Origin of the sequence: Rugosimonospora acidiphila (assembly GCF_039543385.1) — a bacterium.
GTDB classification, from domain to species: domain Bacteria; phylum Actinomycetota; class Actinomycetes; order Mycobacteriales; family Micromonosporaceae; genus Rugosimonospora; species Rugosimonospora acidiphila.
Genome location: NZ_BAABJQ010000016.1, coordinates 204841 through 215247, shown reverse-complemented (window position 1 = coordinate 215247; position 10407 = coordinate 204841). Strand labels below are relative to the sequence as shown.

Genomic DNA, 10407 nt, shown 5'->3' with positions numbered 1-10407 from the left:
GCGGCCAGCGCCCCGCCGAGCGCCGCCGTCGCGAGCGCCGCCCTGCCGAGCGCCGCCCTGCCGAGCGCCGTCGCGAGCGCCGCCGTGGCAAGCGCCGCCGGGCCGGCCACCGCGGCGGAGGAGCCCGTTCCGCTGTCCCGGGTGCGCCGGGCCACCGCCGCCGCGATGGTGGCGAGCGCCTCCACGATCCCGCAGGTCACCGAGTTCATGGACGTCGACGCGACCCGCACGATGCGCCTGCTGCGTCGGCTGCGTGCCGACCCGGCGTACGCCGGCCTGCGGGTCAGCCCGCTGCTCATCACCGCGTACGCCCTGGCGCAGGCGCTGCGTCACTATCCGGACATGAACATCCGTTGGGACGACTCCGGCCCCCGGTTGCTGCGTCGCCGCACGGTGGACCTGGGCATCGCGGTGGCGACCGAGCGCGGCCTGCTCGTGCCGCACGTACGGGCGGCCGAGGGGCTGACCCTGCGCGAACTGGCCGGGCGGATCGGCACCGCGGTCGCCGCCACCCGCGACGGCTCGTGTACCCCGGCCGACCTCGCGCCCGGCAGCATCACCCTGACAAACCTCGGCACCCTCGGCGTGGACAGCGGTACGCCACTGATCCTCCCCGGCGAGACCGCGATCCTGGCCCTGGGCACGGTGCGTACGATGCCGTGGATGTACCGGGGCGAGGTGGTGCCGCGCGACGTGGTCCACCTCGCGCTCACCTTTGACCACCGCGTCGTCGACGGCGACCTCGGCGCCCGGGTGCTCACCGAGGTGGCCGAGTCGCTGCGCCGCCCGCTGCGCCTGCTGACCCACGCGTGACGGCCGAGGACGTCGGGCCGGGGGCGTGGGGCCGGAGGTCCACAGTGGCCGGACGGCGCCCGCTCGGGCGCCTACGCCTCGTCCACCCGCAGCGAGACCTGAATCGGCCGGTGATCCGAGCCGACCGGCGGGCCCACCCGCTGGCTGGTCACCGTGATGCCCGAACTGACCAGGAGGTGGTCGATCTGGGCCACCGGGGAGTGCGCCGGCCAGGTGCGCCCGCGCACCGCGGTCCGGTACGGCCGGCAGAGCCAGACGGTGGGCCGGCACATGTTGAGGTCGCCGCCGATGATCGTGGGCTGGTCGTCCTCGCAGAGCGCGGTGACCAGGCGGCGCAGCTGACCCGGACCGTGCACCACCCGGTGGGTGAGGTGGGCGTTGACCACCCGGAGCGGCACTCCGCCAGGCAGCTCGACCTCGACGACCAGGGCGCCGCGCGGCCCCACGTCGCTGGCCGCCTGGCCCAGCCAGACGTGCTCGTACCGGCGCCAGGGCAGCCGGCTCAGCACGGCCAGGCCCCACCCGCCCCGCTCGTCGACGCCCTGGTCGTCGACCACGTCGAGCGCGCGCAGCGTGGTGTCGGCCAGGAACTCCAGCTCCAGCGGCTCGCCGTAGCCCCACTCGGCGGCCTTGCGCACCAGGCTGTCCGCCCCGGCCGGCCGCCAGCTCTCCTGCACCAGTACGACGTCGGCGTCGAGGGTGCCGATGGCCTCCGCGACCGGGAACGGATCGCCGTGCCGGTCCCGGCCGCAATGGAGGTTGAGGCTCGCCACGGACAGCGCGGCGGTGACGGGCATTCCCACGCGTTCAACTCCTTGGTGGTCCCGGGGGATGGGGAGATTTTAAGAGAGTTACCCCCCTTTGTACCGGCGGTGCGACCCACTTAGGGGTTCATTGAGGGGTTGGCCGGGCCGGGCGCGACCGCGTTTTCCGGAGCCGGCCGTCCGAAATGCGGCTGATCCGGCGCGGCGAGCTGACGTCGAAGCCTTACCTGCGGGGTGAACACGGGCCTGGTCGGGCCGGTGTCGCGCCGTCGTCGACCGATCGCACCCGAGCTTCGGCAGTTCTGCGCGTGCGTGCCCCCGGCGGGGGACGTCATAGATCCTCAACAAATGCCTATCCCGGCGTCACCAACGCGACAGCGGCGGTCGTACTGATTCTGGCGCCGTGCGCCGATTCTGTACGCGTTGCGTGCTGGTCGGGCCGGGGTTTGGCGGCCGGCGTGGCGACCGGGTGATGTGAGAAATCGTGTCGACGTCGCTGGCCACATATCCGAGCACGGCTGTACGCGATGCCGCCGAGGGACTGCCTTGACTAACCCCGAAAGAGTGCGACGAGTGCTGATTAGGTGGGCAGCGGACCTCGGGGAATGCGAGTTCGGACTCGGGGACTCACACCTTGGGCCGGCCAGGGCGGGGGATGCCGGCCTGAAGCTGGTCGAGGCGTGGGGGTGGCTCGTACGTAGAAAGGGCCCACTGCCGTAGTCAGGTGTTGGCAAGGTCATCCGAGGGGGATAAACGTAGACGGGTAGGCGACGATTAGCCGATCGTTTCGCGCTCGAAGTGAGCGAGCACGAGGTCAGAGCATTGCGTGGAGCACTGAATCGGGTCCTGACATGCCGGAATGCCCAGCAGGTTCCTGAACACCTTGATTTGGGACGGTAACCCGAGTTGGCCCATTCAGTGCGCACGGTGGTGTGGATGAGGTCGAGGGCGTGGCGCAGGTCGTCGGGTAGCGGGTCGGCGGCGGTGATGGTGTGGGCGCCGGCCTGGATCTGGATTGTGCGGTAGCGGCGGGCGGTGCACGAACCGGTTGTGTTTGACCGCGGTCTTGCCGGCGACGGCCTTCTCGGCCTTGGCGACCTGCTCATCGATGCCGTGCAGGGTGCGCCGGGCCCGGTCGGGGCACCTCGCGGATGCGGGCGCCGAGGCTGAACGACAACCCGGCCGCCTCGATCGCGGCAGCATCGTGGACGTCTCGGCGGTGTTGCCTTCGAAGTCGATACGTCATACAGGACCAGGCTGGCCGGTCCCAGTCGCGCGTGCGCCGTGCACGCAGCGGCCAGTTTGCGCCGCCAGGAGTCCGGCGCGAACACTGGCAAGCGACGCTTCGACGTCGCGTACGCCGGCGGGTCGACCCCGATCTCCTCCAGTACCCGCAACGAGTCCAGCTTGCTGGTCGGCTCGATGATGCGTGCCAGCACGAGGTCCCGGAACACCTCGTCCCCACCGGCGGCCCGCTCGAAGCCCAGCACCTGGTACGCGCGGATCAGGGCGTCCCACGGGTAGCTCATCCGCGAGGACGTGATGGGCAACGCATCACCGCTACGTTCGGCCGGTACGGCAGATCCCAGCCCCAAGTCCAACTCGCCTTGCCCGGCTGCCAGACACTGCCGCGCGACCGTCTTCAGCAGCTCCAGCTCGCCATCGTCGTGTGCCGAGCCGATGTGCTCGATGTCGCGCGACCCACGCCGCGTCGAGTGCACGATCCGCACCGCACGGGCACCCGAGGCGGTCTTCACCGTGCGCATATACGGGGATACCCGGCCAGCGGCCTCAACAGAGCGCCGACTCGCAAAGCCACCTCATCTGGCTAATCCGCCTCGTCGACGGTCTCATGACCGAGATGTGGACCTACCAACAGAAACCAGCCATCGCGCTGAAGGCATCGCCAGAAGGTATTGAGAATTGCTCTAAACGGGTCTGGACCACTGCTCCCATTTGGTGTTTGATGTCCCCAGACAGCTGGGGCTTCCGATCTGGTCGCCTGCAACCTCTTCGGGGAACCGTCGCTCAGGTTTGGGGGGCGGGAGGGGGAAAGCCGTGACGAGCAACGTCATTATCACTGCTCACGACCTCGCCGACCGCCTAGCGGAGGGCTGGCCACTGCTCGCCATTGTGCGCGGCACCCGTGGTTCGGGCCGCAGCACTGTGCTATCCGCGCTCGCGGCCAGGTGCGCCACCCAGGGGGTCGCTGTAATGCACGCCCGATGCCACGCGGATGAGTCAGACGTCGAGAGTGGCGTCGTGCTCCAATTGTTGGATGATTCCGACATCGGGGGATTGACGACAGGCCATGCGTTCAGCGCGGATGTTCTCCACCTCACCGCCCCGCGTGACGATGGCGCCACGCCGGTCGCAATCATCATCGACGACATCAACTATGCCGACCAATCGTCTCTCAATGAATTGAGCTACCTGGCCCGACGCCTCGACGGTCGCTCGATCAGGATGTTCGTCACGGTGGATGAACAGGACCACCGCACTCCCGCCCTGATGGCGGAGTTGACGCGACTCCCGTACACGCGCGTGCACACCCTCGCACCACTGAGCGCCGACGAGGAGGCAGAGGCACTGGCCAGGGCAGTGGGGCGCGACCTGGCGCCCGGTACGGTCGACATCGTGCGGCGTACGACACGCGGCAACCCGCAGGTCGCAGTGATGGCCGGACTTGAACTCGCCACCCGGCTACTCTCCGCGGACGAATCCCCGGAAACCGTTCATGAGTGCTGTGCCTTGGCCACCTGGCACACCCGCCTGCAATGGGTGGAGAAGTCCCACCCGAACGCAGCCAACCTGTACCGGGCGATCCTCATCCTGGGCCGGGACGCCGACCTGATCGGCGCAGCAGCCTTGTGCGACCTGCGGGTGGGCGTAGCGCACGATGCCCAACAGGTCCTCGTGGACTTCGGGCTATTGACTGGTGACCCGTTGCAGCCCGTCAAGGAGCATCGCCAGCATCACTACGCTCGATTAAACCCCCAGCGGACCATCGACATGCACCGGCGCGCTGCGGACCTCGCCCACAAGGGCGGCATGTCTGCTCGGACCGGCGCCTCCCATCTCATGCATTCGAATCAGAAGCTGTGCGAAGACGATCTGGTGCTGCTGAGTCGCGCCGCCCACGAGGCCGCGCTGACGGGGGATTGGGACACCGCCCAGGGCACGCTGCGCCATGCCCTCAGCCAGTGCCATGACGCCCCGACCTCCCATAGGCTCCTTCTCGATCTGCATCACGTACACCTGCGGTCCGACGTCCGCGCCTGCACCCAGTCGACGCTGGCCCTGTCACGCGCGGGAGTGTCCAACGAGGTGATGGGGCGGGAGCTCGCCTCCCTCAGCCACCTACTGCTGGCCGCGAGCTTCACGCCGGTCAGCACAGTGCTGAAAGGGCTGGCCGACGAGCTGGATGCGAGCGCCCCGACGACACCGCCCAACCTGGTCGCACAGGCGCACCTGCTCCGTCACGCTTCCCCGTGGCGTCGGCTGGCCCTCGCGGCACGGAGCGACCCCGCTGTGCTCACCGCGCGGGCACTCCTGCTTGCCGCAAGCAGTCACCACCGCGATCGCTGCCGCCACCTGCTCCAGCGAGTGGTCCCGGATCCCACATCCCTCGCTGAACGTGACCCCATGCTGATCGGGCTGGTTGCCCTCGCGGCCACGTGGACCGAGGAGCTCTCCGTCGCACAGTTCTGGGCGACCGAGGGAGCTACCGCGGCTCGCGCCGACCACCGGCCCGTCGAAGAGGCCGTCAACATGTTGGTACGCGCCCTGGCGGCCGAACGGATCGGACAACCCCACGCCGCGCTGGCCGACGCCGAGGCCGCGCGCAAGCTCTTCGAAGCCGTCCATGCCGACGCCTTCGCAGAGTTCGCGGGCGCAGTGTATGCAGAGGCGTGCATCCAGGTCGGTCAGATCGATCGTGCGATCGCCACCCTGGACGGCCTGCGCCCCCGCGCCGACGCGCACCCTCTGCTCTCGGCAACCGTCGCCCACGCGCTCGGACGATTGGCTGAAGCTCGCGGAGACGCTGCAGGCGCACTGGGCCATCTGCTCTCGTGCCCACGCTATCTCCAAGCCGCCGGCATCGCTGGTCCGTCCGCACTTATGTGGCATCCGTCCATGGTCCGGGTGCTCGCGCAGTCAGAACGGGAGGACGCAGCACGCCTCGTGGCCGAGGGTTTCCTCGCGAGTGCCCGCGCGTGGGGGGCTCCAGGCATCATCGGCCAGGCGCTGCACGCACGCGCGGCCTCCGCCAGCGGAGTGGAGCGGATTCGCTACTTGCGAGCGGCCGAAGAACAGTTGGCGCGATCGGGTCTGGAGCGCGTCCGTCACATGGTGCTGACCGAACTTGTCGCCAGCTATGCGAAGCACGGCGATGCCGACGCTGAGCAGTGGGCGCTCACTGAGGTCGAAAACACCCGTGCCTCGTGCACGGCCGAGACTGTCGAGTACGAGGCAGGATCTTCCGCCGTGCGGCTGTCGCGCGCAGAGCAACGCGTGGTTGACCTGGTGCTGGAAGGCCACAGTAACGCACACGTTGCCGCGCAGCTGTTCCTGTCGAAGCGGACCGTCGACACGCACCTGGGCCGTATCTACAAGAAGCTCGGCATCAGCTCACGCACACAGTTGGCGGCTGCACTGGGCCTTGCGTCGGCCTACTGACGTCAGCCTGCACGAGGACGAAATGCCCACCCAGCGGGTCGCTCACTTCGGCCGCGTTGTCGTACCTCTTGATGATCGTGCCGCCCGTCGCCGACACCTGCGCCAGTGCGTCCGCGAGTCGTTCCGCACCGAACGCAGGCAGCCATCGTGGCGGGCCGCCATCCTCGACCGCCCACAACGCCTCGTCTGATCCCAGCCCTAACCGGACGACGCCGGCCGTCTCGGCGCGGTCGGTGACGACGCCGCCGCACCCGGCGACGGCGGAGTCCACACTCGCCGTGGCGGCCGGTCCGAGCCGCCACGCGCCGTACGACGCGCCCGGCTCGTGTGCCACCACGATCCCGTCGCCCTGGGCCCCGGCGAAGATGCCGACGCTCGCACCGTAGTCGTCCGCCGCGATCAACAGCCGTCCGATGTCGGCGAGCGGCACCGGTCCGAACCTCTTCCGCCAGCCTGGCGGTGGCGCAGCGCAGTCACCCGCGAGGCAGACCAACCAGGCCGGCTGCCCAGGAGTCGGGGCGAAACTCGCCGCCGGATGGTCGCCGATCGTCGCCTGATGCCCGAAGCCGCCGGGCTCGGTGATTAGCTGCCAACCGAACAGGTCCTGATAGAACGCAGCTGCGGCAACGGGATCTTTCGCTCCGTATGCCAACCAGCAGGCAGTGCCAGGCAGGTAGTGACGGCGGACGGGCATCAGGTCAGATCACCTTCGGCCCGCGCCACTTGAAGGTCCGCCAGGTGACGAAGGTCCCGAAGACCACCCAGGCTCCCATCACGATCGCTCCCGTCGCCAGCTCCCAGCTGTGCCGTGGCTCGCCGTACTTCATGACGTCGGGCAGGAAGACCGACCGCAGTCCCTGCGCCATCCACTTGAGCGGGAACAACTCGCCCACGAACAACATCCACTTCGGCGTGTCCGACAGCGTGATGAACACGCCCGAGATGAACTGCAGCACCAGGAAGATCGGTGTGGTCATCGGGGTCGCCGCGGGACCCGAGGGGATTACCCCGGCCCATGCCATGCCCATCAAGGTGCATGCGAAAGTGCCGAGCAGGATCACCCAGCCGAAGGTCAGCCAGCGTGCCCCCGTGCCTGGCAGGGGCAGGTGATAGGCGAACACGGAGATCGACAGCAGGATCGCCACCTCGACGAAGGTGGTCACCAACACGCGCACGATCTTCGCGATGAAGTACGCCGCCCGCGGCATCGGCGCGGTCGCGAGCCGGCGGATCATCCCCTTGTCCCGCTCCAGCACGATATCGATCGCAACGCCCTGAAAGCCGGTACTCATGACGCCGGCTGCGATGATGCCCGCCATCATCAACTGCTTCAACGGGACCGTTTCGTCCCCCACCTTCACGCTGCCGCTGAAGAGCGAGGCGAACACGACCAAGAGCAGGATCGGGAACAGTAAGACGAAAGTGAGCTGCATCTTGTTGCGGAAGAAGTTGCGCAGCTCGGCCTTGGTCAGTGCGACCGTGGCACGCCACAGCGGACTGCCCGGCCGTCGAGGCTCGACAGCACTCGGGTCCATGACCGGAATGCCGGTCGTCCTGACATCCTGCATCCCGCTCACTGGACTACCTCATCCGTCGGCGCCATTTCCTTTGCGCGTGTGTCTGCTCCGTGCACGAGGCGCAGATAGACCTCCTCGAGCGAGGGCTGCACAACGCGGAAGTCCGGCAGCTCGCGAGCCCCATACTGCCGCGCCCAGCTCAGCAACTCGTAGGTGACCTGGCATGGGTCGTGGGTCTCGATCCGCAGCTGCCCCTTGGTGATCCGCGCATCGTCGATCGACAACTGATGGGGGTCTAACTGCGCAGGCAGCGTCACGTCCCGCAACGTCTCCGGGATCGAGCAGCTGATCGTGGTAACGACGTGCTCGCGGCTCGCAAGCTCACTCATGGTGCCGATCTCGACCAGCGATCCCCCGACGATGATCCCTGCCCGCTGAGACAGCGCCTCGACCTCATCGAGATAGTGCGTCGTCAGCAGGGTGGTGGTGCCCCGGTCGGCGAAGAACCGCACCAGGTCCCAGGCCTCCCGGCGCGCGACGGGGTCCAAGCCGGTCGTGGGCTCGTCGAGGAATATCAGCTCCGGATTGCCCACCACCCCCACAGCGACGTCGAGCCTGCGTTTCTGACCGCCGGACAGGTTCGCGGCGAGGTCCTTGGCCTTCTTGGTGAGTCCGACCATATCGATCACCTCGTCGACCGGCAACGGCCGCGGGTAGAGCGCCGCGAACATCGAGACGACCTCCCGGACCGTCAGCACCGGATATTCGCCCGTCCTCTGCGGGACGACGCCGATCCGGGCCCGCCACGCCGCGGCGTCGCGCCACGGGTCATGTCCGAGGACCTCGACGTCGCCGGATGTTCGGGGACGGCGACCGGTCAGGATGTCGATCGTCGTGGTCTTGCCGGCCCCGTTCGGGCCGAGGAACCCGAACACCTCGCCCGGCTCGATCGTGAGGTCGAGGTGGTCGACTACGTTGCGGTCGCCATATCTCTTGCAGAGATCCCTGACGACGATGGGCTGGTCGGTCGGGGTCAACAGGAGCTCCTCTCGGGATCCGTGGGCTGCACCACCCTACGGCGTATCGCTGCGTAATCTTGCATCGACGTGCCCATGAATCACAATTTGCGCATGGCCGTTGCGCATCGACAGACGCTCCCGCGAGGGCCGCTCCCTCCATAGATGCAGTTTAGTCCGCGGGCGTGGCCTCGCGCTTGTAGGCGAGACGGCTTCGGCGTTCGAGCTGGACGGTGCCGGTCGTGGTTGTTGGGCGGAGTCCGGTGGGTGGTCGGACTAGCCCTCGGCGGAGACCTTGGAGCTGCCCGGGGTGCCGTTCGCCAGTCATGGTGGAGCCGCCCACCTCCTCTCGCTCGGTCGCGGACCGCCGAGGCCAGAGACAAGCAGGAGGTCCTCGCCGGGGAGCCGGCCGATAACCTTCACCCGGCGTCGGGTCTCCCCGAACGTGCGCTCGATGAAGTTGTTGTGCCGGGTCCTGTGGTGGTGCTCGTTGGGAAGGCACGCAGGCGAGGGACCGGTGGGTTGCCGGATGCGGTGGATGGCGGTGGCCAGGACGTCGGCCAGTTCGGGGCTGACGACCAGCAGCCGTTCGGTGTCGGTCTTGGACAGGGCGTCCTGCAGCAGCGGGATCAGTGCGGTGCTGGTCTGTGGGGTGTACTGGACCAGGCTGGCCCGTTCCCGGGCGGTCGCGCGAGCGCAGCTCAGGACGCCCAGGCGGCGGCCATCGATGCCGGCCAGCACCCGCCGGGCCGTCGCCGGCGAGGCGAGGCGACCCATGCAACACCCGCTGGTCGGCCAGGCCGTGAGGCCGGCGCCACCACGCCGACCCGCGCGCGACTGCAGATCAAATCATTGATTCTCTTGGCTACGTGGCTCTGGCTCCGGTCTGGGCGTCGCCCTATCATGGCAAGGTCATGCGATCTCAACGTGAGGAGACTTCCCGTGAGTTCGAACAAACAGGACTCCCTCGGCCCCATCAAGCGATTCCTCGCGATCTTTCTCATCGTGTGGGCCATCGTGCTCGCATACCTGGGCTTCACTAACTCGGGCAGTTCCATGGTTCTGCTCCTGATCGCCGCCGTCGTGTGTCTGATCGCTGGCGTCTACTTGGCTCGCTCCTTTGCGTTCCTTCAGAAGAAGGAGTTCTGACTCAGCTCGTCCCGTATACCGAATCCCTCATTGCGTATGGTCACGGCGGTGCCGGTGGGCCTAGCGTGAAGATCTCGACACTCCGCCAACCACGCGTCGCCCAGCCGATCGCGGGTCACCGGCGCGCCGCACTGGAGAAGCTTCGGGGGTTCGGTTATGCTATCGATCCACCTGGTCGAGTTGACGTTGCTCGATGAGCATCGCTACAGCCCGACACTCGGGTATCTCCATGCCGCATTGGTGGCGGCACCGGACGTCGCCCCTCGCGTGAGCGTGCACAAGCACATCTCGCCGGCGACCGCGAACGGTCAAGCCTCGCTGCTCGAGACTGTGCTCCCGGACGACCCGGATGCGACGTTCGTCGTCGCGTTCACGGTGTACTTCTGGAACCGCCCACAGACCATGGCGGTAGCGGCGCGGATCAAGGCGGCGCGGCCTCATGCGGTGATCGTGGTCGGTGGCAACGAC

At 68.0% G+C, this 10407-nt stretch carries 9 protein-coding genes and 1 pseudogene; 4 read left to right on the top strand and 6 right to left on the bottom strand.

Annotation, left to right across the window (positions count from 1 at the left end; genetic code table 11):
* The coding region (locus tag ABEA87_RS25445) for a 2-oxo acid dehydrogenase subunit E2 (protein WP_345633601.1) at positions 1-813 on the top strand (813 nt) is incomplete at its 5' end.
* 71 nt (positions 814-884) lie between these two features.
* On the opposite strand, the gene ABEA87_RS25440 is transcribed toward ABEA87_RS25445, so the two are convergent.
* Together ABEA87_RS25440 and ABEA87_RS42695 are read right to left on the bottom strand one after the other, a co-directional pair.
* Entirely contained in the window at positions 885-1610 is a 726-nt protein-coding gene (locus ABEA87_RS25440) for an endonuclease/exonuclease/phosphatase family protein (RefSeq protein WP_345633623.1), read from the bottom strand.
* 1199 nt (positions 1611-2809) lie between these two features.
* Positions 2810-3343, bottom strand: a pseudogene (locus ABEA87_RS42695) (IS1634 family transposase); the annotation flags it as partial.
* Between the two features lie 292 nt (positions 3344-3635).
* Here ABEA87_RS42695 and ABEA87_RS25430 point away from each other — a divergent pair.
* Positions 3636-6257 (top strand): LuxR C-terminal-related transcriptional regulator, encoded by a 2622-nt coding sequence (locus ABEA87_RS25430; protein WP_345633598.1) that lies wholly within the window; start codon positions 3636-3638, stop codon positions 6255-6257.
* Here the strand turns inward: ABEA87_RS25430 and ABEA87_RS25425 are convergent.
* From ABEA87_RS25425 to ABEA87_RS25410, 4 genes are all read right to left on the bottom strand, one after another.
* Complete coding sequence (locus tag ABEA87_RS25425) at positions 6205-6687, bottom strand: hypothetical protein (protein WP_345633595.1); 483 nt, start codon at positions 6685-6687, stop codon at positions 6205-6207. The genes ABEA87_RS25430 and ABEA87_RS25425 overlap by 53 nt on opposite strands.
* A gap of 268 nt (positions 6688-6955) precedes the next feature.
* Positions 6956-7825 carry an ABC transporter permease gene (locus tag ABEA87_RS25420; protein ID WP_345633620.1) on the bottom strand — a complete coding sequence of 290 codons (870 nt, stop codon included), beginning with the start codon at positions 7823-7825 and terminating at the stop codon, positions 6956-6958.
* Positions 7826-7830: 5 nt separating this feature from the next.
* Positions 7831-8811, bottom strand: coding sequence for an ABC transporter ATP-binding protein (locus tag ABEA87_RS25415; protein ID WP_345633592.1), 981 nt, complete (start codon positions 8809-8811; stop codon positions 7831-7833).
* 303 nt (positions 8812-9114) lie between these two features.
* Positions 9115-9567 carry a hypothetical protein gene (locus tag ABEA87_RS25410; protein WP_345633589.1) on the bottom strand — a complete coding sequence of 151 codons (453 nt, stop codon included), beginning with the start codon at positions 9565-9567 and terminating at the stop codon, positions 9115-9117.
* Positions 9568-9732: 165 nt separating this feature from the next.
* On the opposite strand from ABEA87_RS25410, the gene ABEA87_RS25405 reads away from it, so the two are divergent.
* Both ABEA87_RS25405 and ABEA87_RS25400 read left to right on the top strand, forming a co-directional pair.
* Positions 9733-9939, top strand: a complete 207-nt coding sequence (locus tag ABEA87_RS25405; RefSeq protein WP_345633587.1) for a hypothetical protein — start codon at positions 9733-9735, stop codon at positions 9937-9939.
* A gap of 156 nt (positions 9940-10095) precedes the next feature.
* Positions 10096-10407, top strand: a 312-nt coding sequence (locus ABEA87_RS25400; RefSeq protein ID WP_345633584.1) for a hypothetical protein, incomplete at its 3' end; no start/stop codon positions are given.